We start from the raw sequence: 18243 nt of genomic DNA on the forward strand, positions 1-18243 counted from the left end.
TGTCCAAAATGCAAAGGCAGTGCGAAAAGAGAAACTGATACAATGCCTAACTGGGCTGGTTCTAACTGGTACTTTTTAAGATATGTTGATCCAAATAATGACAAACAAATTGTTGATAAGAAAAAATCAGATTATTGGATGCCAGTTGATTGGTACAATGGCGGAATGGAGCATACCACTCTGCATTTGCTTTACTCAAGATTTATATATAAGTTTCTTTATGATATTAAAGTTGTTTCTCAGCCAGAACCATATGCTAAAAGAACATCACATGGTGTTGTGTTAGCTGAAGATGGAAGAAAAATGTCAAAATCTTTTGGGAATGTAATTAATCCTGATGATATTGTTAAAGAACATGGAGCTGATACTTTAAGGGTTTATGAAATGTTTATGGGTCCTTTCCAGCAGGCAATTTCATGGAATAGTAAAGGGGTTAAAGGTGTTAATAGATTTTTAAACAGAGCATGGCAGTTAACTTTTGATTGCCTTAAGAACGAAAAAAGTTCTGTTAGTGCAATTAAAAAAATTCATAAACTTAACAGAAAAATAGAGACTGACATGGAGAAAATGAAGTTTAATACAGCGATAGCTGCATTTATGGAATTTATTAATTTTGGTTTTGAAAATAAGGATAGCATTGGAAAGGATGTGATTGAAAGAATGCTGCTGCTGCTGGCTCCATTCGCGCCTCATATTACTGAAGAGCTTTGGAAAAAAATTGGCAACAAAGATTCAATTCATAACAAGGCTTGGCCAAAATATGATGAAAAATTAGCAAAAGAAAAAACAATTACCTTAATAATTCAAATTAATGGCAGGGTTCGGGATAAAATTAAAGTAGAAGCTAATGTCTCTGAAGATAAAGCACGCGATTTGACACTAAATCGTGAAAAAGTTAAAACAAGAATATTGGGCAAAAGTATTAAAAAGATAATTTTCGTTCCAGATAAATTAATAAACATTGTAATTTAAACAATGTGCGGAATTATAGGTTATTTAGGTAAAAAACCTGCCTTCCCGGTTTTATTATCCGGGCTTAAGCGAATGGAATACCGCGGCTATGACAGCTACGGTTTTTGTATTTTTAATAAAGATAAAGAACCCTTTGTTTATAAGAAGGTGGGCAAGATTTCAAAATCAGAAAACCTTTCTGATTTAACTGTTGAGGGGGTTGCTGGACTTGGTCATACTAGGTGGGCAACCACAGGAGGTGTAACAGATGAGAATGCTCATCCTCATTTTGACTGCAATAAGGATATCTTTCTGGCTCACAATGGAATTATTGAGAATTATAAGGAGCTTAAGGAAAAATTAATTTCAAAAGGCCATAAATTTACAAGCGAAACAGACACTGAAGTATTGTGTCATTTAATTGAGGAGAATTATAATGGCAGTTTAGAAGAGGCGCTTAGAAAAATACTAAAAGATATTAGAGGAACATACGGGATTGTTTTAATGTCTAAAAAAGAGCCTCAGAAAATTGTTGCAGCTCGTTTATCTTCTCCAATGATTTTAGGTGTTGGTCAAGATGAGCTTTTGATTGCATCTGATCCAGCAGCAATAATAACTCATACTAGGCAAATTATTACCCTAGATGATAATGAAGTTGCTGTCCTAAAACCAGAAGATTTTTTCATTCTTAAGGAGAAACCCATAATTTCTATCGACTGGACTCCTGAAGATGCTCAGAAAAAAGGATATGAACATTTCATGCTTAAAGAAATAATGGAAGAACCAGAAACAATTGAAAATGCAATTAGGGGCAGGTTGATTTCTAATGAAGGAACAGTAAAACTTGGTGGTTTAGATAGTGTTGAAGATAAATTAGATAAAATTAACAGAATTATTTTAGTTGCCTGTGGCACTGCTGGTTATGCTTCAAGAATTGGCAAATATATGCTTGAGGAGTACGCTGGCATTTTAACTGGAGCAGAGATTGGTTCTGAATTTAGATACAGAAAACCAATTATTGATAAAAACACTGCTGCTGTGTTTGTTTCCCAGTCGGGAGAAACAGCTGATACTTTAGCAGGTTTAACAGAAATGAAGAAAAAAGGAGTTTTAACAATAGGAATTACAAATGTTGTTGGTTCAACCCAGGCCAGAGAAACAGATGCTGGAGTTTATACTCGTTCAGGCCCTGAAATAGCTGTTGCTTCTACAAAAGTATTTTTAGGTCAATTAGCAACTTTAGCAATGCTTACAGTTTATTTAGGAAGAAGACGCAATATGTCGCTTGTTCTTGGACAGAGGATCACTTCAGAATTAAAAAAGCTGCCAGAATTAGCTCAACAGATTTTAGAAAATAAAGAACAAATCAAAGCTATAGCTGAAAAATACAAAGACTTTAAAAATTTCTGGTTTATTGGAAGAAAATATAATTTTCCCATTGCTTTGGAAGGAGCTTTGAAACTAAAAGAGATTTCTTATCTTCATGCTGAAGGAGGAGCTAGCGGCGAATTAAAACATGGGCCATTGGCTTTAATTGATGAGAATTTTCCAACAATAGCGATTTGTCCTTCTGATTCTGTATATAATAAAATGATTTTAGGCATTGAAGAGGTAAAAGCAAGGAAGGGACCAGTCCTTGCAATTGCCACTGAAGGCAACGAAAGAATAAAAGAGATAGTTGATGATGTAATCTATATACCAAAGACCTTGGAAATGTTAACTCCTATGTTGTCAGTTATCCCGCTTCATCTTTTTGCATATTATATAGCCACAATGCTTGGCCATGATGTTGATCAGCCAAGGAATTTAGCAAAAAGCGTAACAGTTGAATAATTTAAAAATTAAAAAAACTTTATGGAAAAGACAATTTTAATTGGAGGGAAAGCAGGTCAAGGGACTAACGTAACCTCATACTTTATAGGAGAGGTTTTTTCTTCTTCAGGTTACTATGTTTTTAATTATAGAGACTATCCATCTTTAATTAGAGGGGGACATAATTTTAATGTGATCAAAATCTCTGATAAACCTGTTTATTCCCATAGCGATAAATATGATTTAATTGTTGCCTTAGATCAGGATACAATTGATAAACATGCTAAAGGTTTAAAAGAAAATGGTTTTATTATAGGCGATAAAGACTTAAAAACAGAGAAAAAGTTTTATCCTATTGATATAGAGCCCATTCTAAAAGACTTAGATGCTAAACCGGTAATAGAAAATGATATTCTAATTGGCTGGTTGTTTAAGTATTTTGGAATGAGCGAGGATTTTCTAATGAAAGAGCTGGAGGAAAGATTTGGAGGAAAGAAAATTGAATTAATTAAAAGAGCAGCAAAAATTGGTTATGATTTAGGGAAAGAAGAGGAAAAGTTTGAAAAATTAGGTGATCAAAAATATTTTATCTCTGGAAGCAAAGCTGTTTCAACTGGAGCCATAGCATCTGGGATTGATGTTTATGTTGCTTATCCAATGACACCAGCCACTGCAATTCTTCACCATTTGGCAGCAAAAGAAAGAGACCATAATTTATTAGTTATACAGCTTGAAAGTGAAATTGCAGTTGTTAATACTGCGCTTGGCGCTTCTTTTGCTGGTGCTAAAACCATGGTTGGAACTTCAGGAGGAGGGTTTGCCCTTATGGGCGAAGCAATGAGCTTGGCTGGAATGAGTGAAATCCCTTTGGTTGCATATTTAGCCCAGAGAACTGGTCCTGCTAGCGGTGTCCCAACATATACTGCTCAGGCTGATTTAAAGTTTGCAGTTAATATTGGTCACGGCGAATTTACCAGAATTGTTGTTGCTCCCGGTGATCCTCAAGAGGCAATTACAAGGACTCAAGAGGCATTTTATTTAGCTAATAAATATCGTTCTTTGGTGATTTTGCTTTCTGACAAACACTTAGCAGAAAGTGATTATACTTTTGCTAAATTAGAGAAATCTTCTGTAAGCTCTGATAGATTTATTGTAGAAAATCCTTCTGATGATCATAAAGGATATAAAATTACAGAAGATGGCAATTCACCTCGTGCTGTTCCAGGACAAGGCCCTGTTGTTAAAGTAACAAGTTATGAACATGATGAATATGGAAATACTACTGAAGAAAGTGAATGGATGAATAAAATGACTGATAAAAGATTAAAAAAAGAAAAAACTATTGCTGAAGAAATCAATAAGTTAAATCCAGTTTCTATTTATGGTCAAGGGAAGAATTTAATAGTTGGCTGGGGTTCAACCAAAGGTGCAATTCTTGATGCTTTAAAAGATTTGGAAGGTTATAGGTTCATGCAGATTTCCTACATTAATCCATTTCCAACCGATATGGTTAAAAAAGAGCTTGAGAATTCTGACAAAATTATTCTTGTTGAAAATAATGCTACAGGACAATTAGGCGATATTATCGCTGAGAAAACTGGCCATCTAATTAAGAATAAGGTGCTGCAGTATGATGCTCGTCCATTTATCCCTGAAACAATAATTAACAAAGTTAAACAATTCTAATTATGAAAATGCAAGATTTTCAAACAAAAGAAGTAAATACTTGGTGTCCTGGCTGCTATAATTTCATACTTTTGAATGCTATACAGAATGTTTTAGTTGATTTGGTAAATGAAAATAAAATTGAGAAAAAAAATATTGCTATGGCATCTGGAATTGGTTGTCATGCCAAAATCTTTGATTACATTAACATTAACGGGTTTTACAGCTTGCATGGCAGGGTTATTCCTCCTTGTATTGGAATGAAAGCAGGCAATCCAGAATTAACTGTAATTGGTTTTGGAGGAGATGGTGATACTTATGCTGAAGGCATGGCTCATTTTATCCATGCTTGCCGCTATAATACTGATTTTACAATGGTTGTGCACAATAATAAGGTCTTTGCCTTAACAACAGGTCAGGCATCTCCAACTTCAGAAAAAGGATTTATTAGCGGTTCAACTCCATTTGGGAAACTAGAAGAGCCAATGAATCCAATTGCTCTGGCTTTAGTAAGTGGAGCTACTTTTGTTGCTCGTGGCTATACTAATCAAAAAGACCATTTAAAAGAATTGTTTAAAAAAGCAGTAATGCACAAAGGATTTGCTTTAGTTGATGTTCTCCAGCCTTGTTTAATTTACAATAATCCACAAGAATACCTTGAAAAAAGAATATATAAATTAGAGGACCATGACAACTCCAGTTATGAGGAGGCTCTAAAAAAAGCTCATGAGTGGAATTATTCTTTAGATGAGAATGCCAAGATTCCCATTGGAGTGTTTTATAAAATAAACAAGCCTAGTTTTGAAGAAAGAAGACAAACATTAAAACAGCCTTGGTATAAAGTTAAGAGAGAGGTTGATTGGGAGAAAATGATAAAACAATTCCAGTAAACAAAAAACCCGTTGAGCGCGGGTTTTTTCATTTGAAAAATAGTTTTTTTAAACTTGTTCAATTTGAATATCTGCTCCAAGATTTCTTAATTTTTCTTCAAATCTTTCATAACCTCTTTCAATATGGTGAACATTTTGAATCCTGCTTGTTCCATCAGCAATTAAAGCTGCTAAAATCAGTGTTGCACCAGCCCTGATATCAGTTGCAGAAATATCATTAGCAGTAAGTTTTGTTTTTCCAAATACTAAAGCTCTGTGGGGATCAGTGATTTCAATATCAGCACCCATTAATTTTAATTCTGATAAATGGCCGAATCTGTTTTCATATAATGGGTCATGGATTAATGATTTTCCTTGAGCTTGAGTTAATAATACTGTTGCTTGAGGCTGAAGGTCTGTGGGGAAACCAGGATGAGGGAGAGACTGAATTTTAGCAGGTTTAAAGTTTTCCGATCTTTTTATATGAATTTCATTCCCTCTTAATTCAAAGTTGGCTCCTATTTCTTTCATTTTCTCCAGGAAAAATGTTAAAGCCTTTGGATCAACTTTTTTAATTAATCCTTGGCCACCAGTTAAAACAAATGCTAAAAAAAATGTTCCTGCTTCAATTAAATCAGGGCAGATTGAATGAGTTGCTTCAGAAAAATTTTGCGTTCCTTGAATTTCTAAAGTATGAGTTCCATTCCCTTTAATATTTACACCCATTTTCATTAAAAAGTTTCCTAGGTCCTGCACATTAGGTTCAGAGGCAGCAATTTCAATTTTAGTTGTTCCCTGGCATTTAGATGCTAACATCATTAAGTTTTCAGTTGCAGTTACTGAAAATTCTTTTAGAACAATTCTTTTTCCATAAATTGTTTTTGGGGCTTGAAAACGATAAAAACCGTTTGATAGTTCAAACTTAACCCCTAATTTTTTAAATGCATCTAAATGAGCTGATATTGGCCTTAAGCCGATTTTATCTCCTCCTGGATGAGGTACTTTAAAACTTTTGAATCTGGACAAAAGAGGACCAATCAAGAGTACTGACATTCTCATTTTTTTGAATAAATCAGCAGGCATTTTATTAGGATTAACATTTTTAGGATCAATCTTAATTTTATGATCATTGATCCATTCTACTTGAGCACCCATTTGTTCCAAGATTTTAATTAAATTCAAAATATCACTGATTCTTGGAATATTATCAATAATTGAAGGCTTTTCTGATATTAGAGTAGCGCATAAAATAGGGCCAGCAGCGTTTTTGTGACCTTGAATTATTACTTCACCCTCAAGAGGCTTTTGAGATCCTTTCACTGTAAACGTCTTTTTCATATGGGTTATTATATGGCGAATTGTTATTTTTGGCAAATATGTTGTAATAAATAATGAATTTTACTATGATACGTTATAAATAATTATGATTAAAAGAGAAATGATTGCTATAATAATAAATGAAAATTCTAAAGATTACTGAAAAAAACTCAAAGCAGGTATTGGAGCAAGCTGTTTTTACAGTTAAAAAACAAGGAATTATAATCTGTCCTACTGATACTGTTTATGGCTTGATAGCTGATGCTACAGATAAAAATGCTGTTGAAAAGGTTTTTAAAGTCAAAAAAAGAAAAGTCCAAAAACCTTTACCAGTTTTTATTAAAGATTTGAAAACAGCTAAAAAATTAGTTCATATAAATAAAAAGCAGGAGGAATTTTTAAAGAAATTCTGGCCAGGAAAATTAACAGCAGTTTTAAAAGCAAAAACCTCTTACCAAGTATGGTTGGGAGTTTGCAAGAATGGCAAGATTGGGTTAAGAATTCCTTATTATAAGGTTTTAAACAGCTTACTTGATGAGCTAAATTGCCCTGTTATAGCAACTTCAGCAAACATTTCAGGCAAAAAAGCATCAGGGAAGATAGTTGAAATTTTGGAACAATTTAAGTATAAAAAGAATAAGCCAGATTTAGTTTTAGATGCTGGCAATTTAAAGGAGTCTTTACCTTCTACTATAATTGATTTGGAAAATGTTAAGGTTATAAGGGAAGGTGAAATTAGTAAGAACCAAATTTTAAATGAGCTTAAAGAATAAAAAAATAGTTTGTTTGGGAGGTGGCAATGCCATGCCAAAGGCAGTTTTAACTGGTCTTAAAAAACATCCGGTAAAAATATCGGCAGTTTGCGCAATGCTTGATTCAGGTGGTTCAGCGGGTCGTTTAAGGAAAGATTACAAGATTGTTTCTCCTGGTGATATTAGAAGGGCATTTATTGCTTTAGCTGATACCTCTCCTGTTATTGAAAATCTTTTAAATTATAGGTTTCAAACAGGCGGTTTAAAAGGGCATAATTTTGCTAATCTTTTGATTACTGCCCTAGAGCTTTCAACAAAAAATGACTACGAAAAGATTTCTAGTGAAATATATAAGATCTTAAATATTAAACACGAGGTTTTGCCAGCAACTTTAGACAATTCTACTCTTTACGCAGAGTTAGAAAATGGAAAAATAGTTATAGGTGAAACTAATATTGATGTTCCCAAGCATGATGGAAAATTAAAGATTAAAAGAATTTTTCTAAAACCAAAAGCAAAAATTTATCCTAAAGCAGTTGAATCAATCAAAAAAGCAGATTTAATTGTTATTGGACCTGGTGATCTTTATTCATCTTTACTTCAAATCCTATTAACAGACGGAATGTCTGAAGTAATTAAAGAAAGTAAAGCTAAGGTAGTATATATTTGCAACTTAATGACCAAACATGGTGAAACAAATAAATTTAGTGTTTTAGATTTTTCAAATGAGATAGAAAAATATTTAAAAAACAAGTTAGATTACGTAATCTATAATAGAAAAAAACCTTCTTCTAAAAGATTAAAACTAAATCAAAAAAAACATCCTGAGTTTTTAAGTTTAGTTGATTTTGATAAGTTGCCAAAGAATAAAAAGTTTATTGGAGAAGATTTGATAACCTCAACAGGCGAGATTATTCATGATTCAGATAAGGTTGTAAAAATAATTCTTTCCTTAATATGATAAAACAAGCAGTAATTTTAGCTGCAGGCAATTCCAGCCGTTTTTGGCCTTTAAATAGAAAGAACAAATGCTTAATGAAAATAATGGGGAAGCCATTGATTTTTTATACTTTAAAATCATTAAAACAAGCAGGAGTTTTAAATGCAGTCATAATTCAAAATCCAACAAAAGATGTTGAGAAAGAGCTTAAAAAATACAAACTAGGCGTAAAGATAAAATTTTTAACTCAGAAAAAAGCCAAAGGAATGGGTAATGCCTTGTGGCAGGCTAAAGATTTATTAAAACACAGGTTTTTAGTTATTAACGCAGAAAGGGTTGATGTATATGAAATACTCGAAAGCGCAAAAGCGCAAATTAAAAAATATGAGAATCTTTTATTTGGTAAGAAAACAAAAAATCCACAATTATTTGGAATAATGAAACTCAAAGGCAGTAAAGTTTTAGGCATTATTGAAAAACCAAAAAAAGGAAAAGAGTCATCAAAGATAAAAGTAGTGGGAGTATATATTTTAGGGTCCGAGTTTTTTAAAACGTATAAAAAAGTGAAAAAGCATGTGTATGATTTTGAAGATGCTTTAAATATATATGTAAAAGAGAACGATGTTGGGGCTGTAATTTCAAAAACAGATGAAAGGCCTTTATTAAAATATCCTTGGCATTTATTTGGAATGAAAAATTATTTGTTTGATAAATTCTTAGAGTCAAAAATTGAAAAATCAGCTCAAATTTCAAAAAAAGCTGTTATTCAAGGAAAAGTATATGTTGGCAAGAATACAAAAGTCTTTGAAAACGCAGTAATTAAAGGCCCCTGCTATATTGGCGATAATTGTATTATTGGAAACAATGCTTTAATTAGAGATTATACTAATTTAGAAGATGAAGCTGTAATTGGAACAAATGGAGAAGTTAAGAATGTAGTTTTTCAAGAAAATAGTCACATGCATTCAGGATATATTGGTGATTCAATAATTGGAGAGAATTGCAGGATTGGAGCTAATGCAATTACTGCTAATGTAAGAATTGATAGAGGTGTTGTAGAAAGCGTTGTGAAAGATGAAAAAATTGAAACAGGATTAAAGAGATTCGGTTGCGTGATAGGTGATAGTACAAAAACAGGTATTAGTTGTTCTTTTATGCCTGGCGTATTGATTGGTTCAGGATGTATGATTGGGCCACGTTCAATTGTAATGAAAAATATTGGAGATAATCAACTGTTTTATACAGAGTTTAAAAGAATAATAAAGAAAAAAAAGAAATAAATCACAGATATTAGTAAAAACCGCCTATTTCAAAGCGGTTTTTATGTGGGCGAAGAGGGAATCGAACCCTCATGAGCTTGCGCTCAGTAGATTTTGAATCTACCGTGTCTTCCGTTCCACCACTCGCCCGATGTTTAATTTAATTCTTCATAACTATTCTTTCTTTGTCAATTCCTCTTGAACATATTTACACTCCTTGCTTGAGCATTTGATTTGCTTCCTTTTGGTTTCAACTAAAGCTGATTTGCATTCTGGACATTGTTCTACAGTTTTTTTACCTAAATTTAATAATGCCTTTTTAGTAACAGGTTTGTCCCAAGTGGCAAAATCACACTTGGGCCAGTTTGAACAACCGTAAAAGATTTTTTTTCTTTTAGTTCTTTTTTCTACAACTTCCCCTTTTTCGCATTTAGGACATTTGATTTTCAACTCATTTTTTTTAATTGAATCTGTGTATTTGCATTTAGGCCAGTTTGAACATGCATAAAACTTACCAAATCTGCCAAACTTAATTAAGATTGGGCTTTTACATTCAGGGCATTTTTTCTTTGTTTTTTCATAAGTTAATCTTTTATCAGGAAGTTCTTTTTCTTTTTCAATTAAAGTTTTTTCAAAACCAGTGTAAAATTCCCTAATTACTGGAACCCACTGTTGTTTTCCATTTGCAATTTCATCTAGGTCTTGCTCCATTTTTTTTGTAAATCCAATATCAACAATTTTTGGAAAATGATTTACCAGCAAATCATTTACTTTAATTCCAATTTCAGTTGGTTTAAATCTTCTTTGCTCATCTTTTTCAACATAATTTCTTAGCTGAATTGTGGACATTATTGGAGCATAAGTTGATGGCCTTCCAATTTCATGCTCTTCCAGAGTTTTGATTAAACTTGCTTCATTATATCTCGCAGGGGGTTGGGTAAAGTGTTGGCTGTGAATGATTTTAATAAGTTTTAAAATTTCACTAATTTCTAAAGAAGGAAGTTCATTTTCTTCAAACTTGACTGGATATATTTTTAAAAACCCATCAAATTTTAAAGTCTGGCCATTAGATCTGAAAATATAGTTTTTAGCTTCAATGTCGATTTTTATAGCACTGAAAATAGCTGGCTTCATTTGGCTTGCCATAAATCTTTGCCATATCAATTGATATAATTTAAAAGTGCTGCTGTCTAATTTTTTCTGCAGACTTTCTGGAGTTTTATCTGGATAAGTTGGCCTTATTGCTTCATGAGCTTCTTGCGCTTTCCCCTTTGCTTTAAATTTTCTTGAAAATCCTGGCCAATAATTGCTGCCGTAATTATCAATGATAAATTTTTTAGCCTGACCAAGAGATTGAGCAGATAGACTTAAAGAATCAGTTCTATGATATGTAATAAAACCTTTTTCATATAATTTTTGGGCTAAATACATTGTTTTTTTTGCTGGATAACGGAATCTGCTGTAAGAAGTCTGCTGAAGTGTAGAAGTTTTAAAAGGAGCAAAAGGGTTTCTTAATTTTTCCTTTTTTTCAATATCAATGATTTCGTATTCAGCTTTTTTTAAATCTTTTAAGATTTGATGCGCTTGTTTTTTGTTTTCAATTTCTAATTTTTTAATTACTTTTCCGTCTTTTTTAATAAGCAGCCCTTTGAATTCTTTTTTTTCTTTTTCAAACAGAGCTTCAATGCTCCAGTATTCCTGCGGCTTGAATTGTTCAATTTCTTTTTCTCTTTCAGCAACTAATCTAACAGCAACTGACTGGACTCTTCCGGCAGATAATTTTCTTGCTATTTTTTTCCATAAGAGAGGAGATAGTTTGTAACCAACTAATCTATCTAAAATTCTTCTTGCCTGTTGAGCATTAACTAATTGCATATCAATACTCCTTGGATTTTTAGCAGCATTTTCAACAGCTGATTTTGTAATTTCATGAAACACAATGCGTTTGGCGTCTTTTAATCCTAAAAGCTCTTTCAAGTGCCAGGCGATTGCTTCTCCTTCTCTGTCAGGATCCATTGCTAAATATATTTCCTCTGCTTTTTTAATTTCTTTTTTTAATTCTTTTATTGTGTCTTTTCTTTTTTCAATTGCTTTGTATTCAGGTTCAAAATTATGTTCAATATCAATACCGAGTTTTTTCTGAGGCAAATCACGAATATGTCCCATTGTTGCTGAGATACTATAATCTTTTCCTAAAAACTTTTTGAGAGTTTTAGATTTCGTAGGACTTTCTACTATTACTAATTTCATGTTTGAATAATTAGAATTTCTTCCTTTGTATTAAGAGGTATTTCCTATTTTAAGTCAAGCTTTTGGGCTTTAAGCTCATAATAGTTTTGATTTTGTTCATTCTTTATTAAATTCATTCATTGCTTTTTCCAAGTCATTTTCCATATAAAAAGAAATTGCTTCTAAGGTTTTTTTAATTATTTTTTTAATTATTAATTGTTCAGTTCTGCTGAATTTTTTTAAAACAAACTTATCCAAATCTTTTGATTTCCTTTTTGGTTTTATTCCAATTCTAAAACGAACAAAACTTTTTGTTTTTAATTGATTAATTATTGACTGAATTCCTTTGTGTCCTCCAGATCCTCTGTCTTTTGATATTTTTATCTTTCCCAAATCAAGATCAAAATCATCATGAACGACAACAACACTGTCTGGTTTTATTTTGTAGTTTTTAACTATCAGTTTTATAGACTGTCCAGATGAGTTCATAAAAGTTTCAGGCAAAGCTAAAACAACTTTTTCTTTTTGGAACTTATCTTCAGAAACCAAAGCTTGCATTTTTTTCTTTTCTTTGAAATCAGAAAAACCGGCTTGTTTTCGCCAAGCTTGAATTATTGATCTGCCAAGATTATGTCTGGTAGATTCATATTTTTTTCCTGGATTACCTAACCCAATAATAAGTTTTATGTTCATATAAATATTATTTCTTAAATTTAAAATATACTCAAGGCTATGATTTGTTTAAGGAGGTTGCAAAATCAGAAAAAACTGGTAAAATAAGCCTATTATGAAGGATTTTTTCGCTTTTTTACTTGAAACAATTAAAATAATAATCTTGGCAATTGCAATAGTGCTTCCTGTTCGCTATTTTTTATTTCAGCCCTTTTTTGTTCAAGGAATATCAATGGAGCCAAATTTCTTTAATGGAGATTACTTAATTGTTGATGAAATTACTTATAGATTTAGGGATCCTCAAAGAGGAGAGGTTATTGTATTTAAATACCCTAAAAGTCCTACTCAAAGATATATTAAAAGAATTATTGGCTTGCCAGGAGAAGAAATACTTATTAAAAATGGACAAATAACAATTGCCGACAATACAGGCAGTTGGGTTTTAGACGAGTCCGAATATTTAAAAGATGCATATACAGGAGGCATTACTAAGGTTTCTTTGTCTGAAACAGAGTATTTTGTTTTAGGAGATAACAGAACTTTTTCTTCTGATTCAAGACGATGGGGTTCACTTTCAGAAGGATTTATTGTTGGTAAAGTTTATTTAAGGGCCTGGCCATTTACAGCTTTGGCAAAAATAGAATCCCCAGCTTACTAATTTTTGATTTATGAAATTAAAATTTCAATCACCAACAGGAATGCACGATATTTTAAGAGAGGATCACAGATATCGTAAAAGAATTAATGAAATTGTTGAAAGCATTGCAGGTTTTTATAATTTTGAAAAAATAGACACTCCCATACTAGAACAGCAAGAGCTCTTTTCAAAAGGAATAGGCCTTTCCACTGATATCATTAAAAAAGAAATGTTTACTTTAAGAACAAAAGGAAGAGATTATCTGGCTTTAAGACCTGAAGGCACTGCGCCAGTTGTCAGGGCATATATAGAACATGGCATGAAGAATTTGCCCAGACCAGTAAATCTTTGGTATTCTGGCCCTCTTTTTCGTTATGAAAAACCTCAAGCTGGAAGATTTCGTCAGTTTTGGCAGTTTGGTCTGGAATCAATAGGAGAAGAAAGTCCTGCTATTGATGCTCAGATTGTTCAAATGACTTTTAGCATGTTTGAAGAATTAAAGATTAAAAATGTAGTTGTTGAGGTAAACAGCATTGGAGCTAGTTGTTGCAGGCCATATTATAAAAAGCTTTTAGTTAGTTATTTAAGAGCAAGAGTTAATACTCTTTGTCCAAATTGTGAAAAAAGAATAAAAGAGAATCCCTTAAGGATTTTAGACTGCAAACAGGAAAAATGTAAAAAAACAATTTCAGAAGTTCCACAGACAATTAATCATCTTTGTGTTGACTGCCGTAAACATTTTAAAGAATTTTTAGAATTTTTAGATGAACTTGAATTGCCATATAATCTAAATCCTCACTTGGTTAGGGGACTAGACTATTATACTCGTACAGTTTTTGAGTTTTTTGTTCAAGAAAAAAAGCAAGAATCTTCAGAAATAACCACTATTGCATTAGCTGCTGGAGGAAGGTATGATGGTTTAGTAAAACTTTTGGGCGGAAAACCAACTCCAGCCGTGGGAATTGCAGGAGGAATTGATAGAATAATGCTTTTAATGAAAGATCAGGGAATAAAAATTCCCAAGAAAAAAGCTCCAAAAGTGTTTTTAGCTCAACTTGGCAATTTGGCAAAAAGGAAAACTTTAAAATTAGTAGAAGACTTCAGAAAAGCAAAAACATCGCTTTATTTTTCTTTAGGCAGAGATTCTTTAAGGGCACAGCTTAAAATTGCAGATAAAGTTGGTGTTGATTATAGCTTGATTTTAGGCCAGCAAGAGGCTTTAGCAAATTCAATCATTATTAGGGAAATGAAAACAGGAAAACAAACTGAAGTGAAATTAGACAAAGTAGTAGAAGAAATTAAGAAAAGATTAAAAAAATAATCTTTTAGCCATGGATCATTGCATATTTTGTAAAATTGTAAATAAAGAAATGAATTCAGAAGTGATTTATAAAGACAAGGAATTTGTTGCTTTTAAAGATATTAATCCAAGAGCCCCTGTTCATGTTTTGGTTATTCCTCAAAAGCATATTGAATCAGTCAATCATTTAAGAGAAACTGATAAAGAATTAATTGGAGGTTTAGTTTTAACTGCACAAAAAATTGCAGAAAAACTGAGGATAAAAGACAATGGGTATAAATTAGCATTTAATGTTGGCAAAGGAGGCGGTCAGGTTATAGATCATCTTCACCTTCATATTTTAGGAGGATGGGAGACAGAAGAAAAAATGCAGACCCAAAAAATACCATAATACTAGATAAAAACTATTAAAATGGCTTTGGAAATAACAAAAAAAGAAAGAGAATCATCGCAAGGTTTAATAAGACGCTTTAGTAAAAGGGTAAAACAAAGCGGGCTTTTAATGCGGGCGAGAAAAAAAAAGTATAAACAAAGGAAAAAATCCCGTCAGTTAACAAACAGGGCAGCTTTAAGAAGGGAAGAAAAAAGAAAAGAGTACGAGAAAATGAAAAAGATGGGTACTCTAAAAAAGAGCTTTAGAAGAAGATAAATTATATCTTTATTATTTTGTTTTATGGATATACTCAAGAGTAAAATTGAGAATGACTTTAAAAGCGCTTTAAAACAGAAAAAAGAACTTGAAGTTTCTGTTTTAAGAATGTTAAAGGCTGATATTTTCAATAAAGAAAAAGAAAAAAGATATAACATAAGCAAGGAAAAGCCCAATCTAGATGAAAAAGAATTAGATAAAAAAAGCAGTTTAGAGGACGAAGATATTGAGGATATTGTTTTTTCAAAAATGAAGAAATCAAAAGAATCAATTGCTGGATTTGAAAAGGGGGAAAGACAAGATTTAGTAGGAAAAGAACAAAAAGAATTAGAAATTTTAAAAAAATACATACCAGAACAATTATCAGAACAAGAGGTTGAGAAAATAGCAAAACAAGTTATTGAAAAGATAGAGGCAAAAGATATTAAGGACATGGGCAAGGTAATGTCTGAAATAATGATTCAGGTAAAAGGAAAAGCAGATGGAAGTTTAGTTTCAAAAATTATTAGAAAGCTGCTTTCTTAAAGTTTATGGTTGAAATTAATAATTTGACCACTTCAAAGATAAATAAAGTTTTTTTAAAAAAGATTAGTCAAAAAGTTTTAAAAAAGGAAAAAAAAGAAAATTCTTCTCTTTCAATAGCTTTAATAGGGAGTGCAAGAATGAGAAAACTTAATAAGAAGTATAGGGGTAAGAATCGTTCAACAGATGTTTTATCCTTTGCTGAGGATTTAGATTTTTTAGGGAAGTCAAAAGAACTTAAGAAATTAAACGTTTTGGGTGAAGTAGTAATCTGTATTGGTAATGTTAAAAAAAATGCTAAAAGATTAAATGTGTCTTTTAAAAAAGAATTGACCAGGGTGCTGATTCACGGAATACTTCATATCTTGGGATATGACCATGAGATTTCAGAGAGCAAGGCAAAATTAATGAGAGAAAGAGAAAATTATTATTTGTCAAATATTTTTTAAAATAATTAAAATGCCAAGGGAAAAAATAATAACTAGTTTGGATATAGGGTCATCAAGTGTAAAGATTTTAGTTGTTAAAAAAAATAAAAAAGAAAATAATATAGAGATTGTTTTAAAATCTGAACAAAAGTCAGACGGCATAAGAAGAGGAACAGTTATTAATATTGATAAGATTTCAAATGTTTTAAAAAGCTTATTATCAAAAGCTTCTCAAGATTTAAACCAGCAAATCAATTCAGCCTATATTAGTTTAGGCGGAAGTCATATTTTTTCTACTTATTCCCGAGGCCTAGTTTCTGTTTCAAGAGCTGATAGAAAAATATCTGAAGAAGATATTAACCGCGTTTTACAAGCTGCTCAGGCAACAATAAGCCTTCCTTCAAACAATGAGATTTTTGAGATTTTACCAAAAGAATTTATTGTTGATGGACAAAGAGGTATAAAAGATCCTCTTGGTCTTGAAGGAGTAAGGTTAGAAACAGAGATTTTAGCTTTGGGCGGTTTTTCTCCTTATCTTAAAAACACCAGACAAGCAATATTAAGTTCTGATTTAGAAGCTTTAGACATGACGTCGTCTTCATTGGCAGCAGCTAGAGCATGTTTAACTGACAGGCAAAAAGAACTTGGTGTTGCCTTAGTTGATATTGGAGCTGGTATTACAAGTTTAGTTATTTTTGAAGAAGGTAATTTAGTGCATTTGGCAGTTCTTCCTATGGGCTCTGGAAATATTACTACAGATATTGCCATAGGGTTAAAAACTGATATTGATATTGCTGAAAGAATTAAAATTCAACATGGATCCTGCGTTTTTAAAGGAAAAGATATTAAAAGAAAAATAAATATTTTAGACGAAGATCCTTTAATTTTTTCTCAGCGCTTTTTAACAAATATTATTACAGTCAGGGTTTCAGAGATTTTTGAACAAGTTAATGAAGAGCTTAAGAAAATCTCAAAAGAAAAAATGCTGCCTGCAGGAATAGTTCTGGCTGGGGGCGGAGCAAAATTGCCCAATATGATTAAGTTGGCAAAGAAAAAGTTTAGCCTTCCTTGTTCTTTAGGGAGACCAAAAGGAATAATTGGTTTTGAAAAAGATTTAAGTTGGGCAACCGCATGCGGTTTAGCTCTTTTAGGGTTTGACATAGAAGAAGAACAGAAGCTTGGTTTTTTCAAAAAAATTTGGTTAAAATTAAGAAAAATATTTAGAATTTTTATTCCATGAAAAAAATTTTATCAGCAAATATTAAGGTAATTGGAGTTGGTGGCTCAGGAGGCAATGCTATATCAAGAATGAAAAAAGCAAGAATCAAAGGTGTTGAGTTAATTGCCTTAAATACTGATTATCAAGATTTAAAAAAGATCAAAGCTGATGTTAAATTAAGAATTGGAGAAAAAATTACTAAAGGACTGGGAACAGGAATGAAGCCAATGATCGGCGAATTAGCAGCTAAAGAGAGCGAAGATAAAATTCATGAGTCATTAAGAGGGGCTGATTTGATTTTTATTACTGGAGGGTTAGGAGGGGGAACAGGCAGCGGCGCAAGCCCTGTTGTTGCTCAAATTGCAAAAAAAACAGGAGCTTTAATTGTTGCAATAGTAACTTTGCCATTTTTTTTTGAAGGAGCTTATAGAAGAAAAATTGCAGAAGCCAGTAAAAAAATATTAAAACAAAAAGTTGATGCGCTTTTAGTGATTAAAAATGATAAATTGCTTCATTATTTAGAGCCAACCACTTCACTTTTAAATGCTTTTTGGCTTTGCGACGATATTTTAAGAGAAGCAGTAAAAGGAATTTCTGATTTAATTATGCTTCCAGGAATAGTTAATATTGATTTTGCTGATGTTAAATCAATTCTGAAAAATTCTGGAAACGTTCTTTTTGGCACGGGAAGGTCGCGTGGTGAAAAAAGAGCATTAGAAGCAACAGCTTTGGCTTTAAATTCCCCTCTTTTAGATATTACTCCTAGAGGAGCAAAGGGGGTTTTATTTAATGTTTCTGGCGGAGAAGACATATCATTGTTTGAAATTGAAGAAATTGGGAAAATTATTACAAAAGAAATCAATCCAAAAGCAGATGTGATTTTTGGGGCTGTTCATGATGAGCAGCTGAAAAAGGGAGAAATCAAAGTAACAGTGATTGTAACAGGATTTTAAGCCCTGTGGATAACGTTAATTTTTAACGAAATTAGCCAGATTTGACCGGCTTTTTTTGTTAAAGTAAAA

18 protein-coding genes and 1 tRNA gene are annotated in these 18243 nt (G+C 32.1%); 15 read left to right on the forward strand and 4 right to left on the reverse strand.

What is annotated here, in order from left to right; genetic code table 11:
* From KJI70_03040 to KJI70_03055, 4 genes are all read left to right on the forward strand, one after another.
* The coding region (locus KJI70_03040; protein MCP6718487.1) for a class I tRNA ligase family protein at positions 1-972 on the forward strand (972 nt) is incomplete at its 5' end.
* A gap of 3 nt (positions 973-975) precedes the next feature.
* The gene (gene glmS / locus KJI70_03045; GenBank protein MCP6718488.1) at positions 976-2784 is read left to right on the forward strand and encodes a glutamine--fructose-6-phosphate transaminase (isomerizing); all 1809 of its coding nucleotides are present in this window, start codon (positions 976-978) and stop codon (positions 2782-2784) included.
* A 21-nt stretch (positions 2785-2805) separates the two neighbouring features.
* Complete coding sequence (locus KJI70_03050) at positions 2806-4449, forward strand: 2-oxoacid:acceptor oxidoreductase subunit alpha (protein ID MCP6718489.1); 1644 nt, start codon at positions 2806-2808, stop codon at positions 4447-4449.
* 2 nt (positions 4450-4451) lie between these two features.
* Positions 4452-5318, forward strand: a complete 867-nt coding sequence (locus KJI70_03055) for a thiamine pyrophosphate-dependent enzyme (protein ID MCP6718490.1) — start codon at positions 4452-4454, stop codon at positions 5316-5318.
* A 48-nt stretch (positions 5319-5366) separates the two neighbouring features.
* On the opposite strand, the gene murA is transcribed toward KJI70_03055, so the two are convergent.
* A complete protein-coding gene (murA, locus tag KJI70_03060; protein ID MCP6718491.1) occupies positions 5367-6635 on the reverse strand; it encodes a UDP-N-acetylglucosamine 1-carboxyvinyltransferase in 1269 nt (422 codons plus the stop codon).
* Positions 6636-6754: 119 nt separating this feature from the next.
* Between murA and KJI70_03065 the strand changes: the two genes are divergently transcribed.
* Genes KJI70_03065 through KJI70_03075 form a run of 3 tightly spaced genes read left to right on the forward strand, consistent with a single transcriptional unit; the run spans position 6755 to position 9586 of the window.
* A complete protein-coding gene (locus tag KJI70_03065) occupies positions 6755-7387 on the forward strand; it encodes an L-threonylcarbamoyladenylate synthase (GenBank protein MCP6718492.1) in 633 nt (210 codons plus the stop codon).
* Positions 7371-8327, forward strand: coding sequence for a YvcK family protein (locus KJI70_03070; protein ID MCP6718493.1), 957 nt, complete (start codon positions 7371-7373; stop codon positions 8325-8327). Before KJI70_03065 ends, KJI70_03070 begins: the two co-directional genes overlap by 17 nt.
* A complete protein-coding gene (locus tag KJI70_03075; GenBank protein ID MCP6718494.1) occupies positions 8324-9586 on the forward strand; it encodes a sugar phosphate nucleotidyltransferase in 1263 nt (420 codons plus the stop codon). Before KJI70_03070 ends, KJI70_03075 begins: the two co-directional genes overlap by 4 nt.
* Positions 9587-9632: 46 nt before the next feature.
* Here KJI70_03075 and KJI70_03080 read toward each other — a convergent pair.
* The 3 genes from KJI70_03080 to pth form a co-directional block, all read right to left on the reverse strand.
* A tRNA-Leu gene (locus tag KJI70_03080) sits at positions 9633-9715 on the reverse strand.
* A 24-nt stretch (positions 9716-9739) separates the two neighbouring features.
* On the reverse strand, positions 9740-11815 hold the full coding sequence (topA, locus tag KJI70_03085; protein ID MCP6718495.1) for a type I DNA topoisomerase: 2076 nt from the start codon (positions 11813-11815) through the stop codon (positions 9740-9742).
* A 96-nt stretch (positions 11816-11911) separates the two neighbouring features.
* Positions 11912-12487: an aminoacyl-tRNA hydrolase gene (pth, locus tag KJI70_03090; GenBank protein ID MCP6718496.1), complete on the reverse strand. Its 576-nt coding sequence runs from the start codon at positions 12485-12487 to the stop codon at positions 11912-11914.
* 94 nt (positions 12488-12581) lie between these two features.
* Here pth and lepB point away from each other — a divergent pair, with 94 nt between their 5' ends.
* Genes lepB through ftsZ form a run of 8 tightly spaced genes read left to right on the forward strand, consistent with a single transcriptional unit; the run spans position 12582 to position 18174 of the window.
* Positions 12582-13124 carry a signal peptidase I gene (gene lepB, locus KJI70_03095; protein MCP6718497.1) on the forward strand — a complete coding sequence of 181 codons (543 nt, stop codon included), beginning with the start codon at positions 12582-12584 and terminating at the stop codon, positions 13122-13124.
* Positions 13125-13134: 10 nt separating this feature from the next.
* Positions 13135-14424, forward strand: a complete 1290-nt coding sequence (gene hisS / locus KJI70_03100; protein ID MCP6718498.1) for a histidine--tRNA ligase — start codon at positions 13135-13137, stop codon at positions 14422-14424.
* A gap of 10 nt (positions 14425-14434) precedes the next feature.
* On the forward strand, positions 14435-14794 hold the full coding sequence (locus KJI70_03105; protein MCP6718499.1) for a histidine triad nucleotide-binding protein: 360 nt from the start codon (positions 14435-14437) through the stop codon (positions 14792-14794).
* A gap of 21 nt (positions 14795-14815) precedes the next feature.
* Positions 14816-15052 (forward strand): hypothetical protein, encoded by a 237-nt coding sequence (locus KJI70_03110; GenBank protein ID MCP6718500.1) that lies wholly within the window; start codon positions 14816-14818, stop codon positions 15050-15052.
* A gap of 24 nt (positions 15053-15076) precedes the next feature.
* Complete coding sequence (locus KJI70_03115; GenBank protein ID MCP6718501.1) at positions 15077-15577, forward strand: GatB/YqeY domain-containing protein; 501 nt, start codon at positions 15077-15079, stop codon at positions 15575-15577.
* Positions 15578-15582: 5 nt separating this feature from the next.
* Complete coding sequence (gene ybeY, locus KJI70_03120) at positions 15583-16023, forward strand: rRNA maturation RNase YbeY (protein MCP6718502.1); 441 nt, start codon at positions 15583-15585, stop codon at positions 16021-16023.
* 10 nt (positions 16024-16033) lie between these two features.
* Positions 16034-17242: a cell division protein FtsA gene (gene ftsA / locus KJI70_03125; GenBank protein MCP6718503.1), complete on the forward strand. Its 1209-nt coding sequence runs from the start codon at positions 16034-16036 to the stop codon at positions 17240-17242.
* On the forward strand, positions 17239-18174 hold the full coding sequence (ftsZ, locus tag KJI70_03130; GenBank protein MCP6718504.1) for a cell division protein FtsZ: 936 nt from the start codon (positions 17239-17241) through the stop codon (positions 18172-18174). The genes ftsA and ftsZ overlap by 4 nt, the downstream gene beginning before the upstream one ends.
* Positions 18175-18243: the final 69 nt, after the last annotated feature.

This window comes from Patescibacteria group bacterium, assembly GCA_024238995.1.
In the GTDB taxonomy this organism is placed as follows: domain Bacteria; phylum Patescibacteriota; class Minisyncoccia; order Minisyncoccales; family JANBVM01; genus JANBVL01.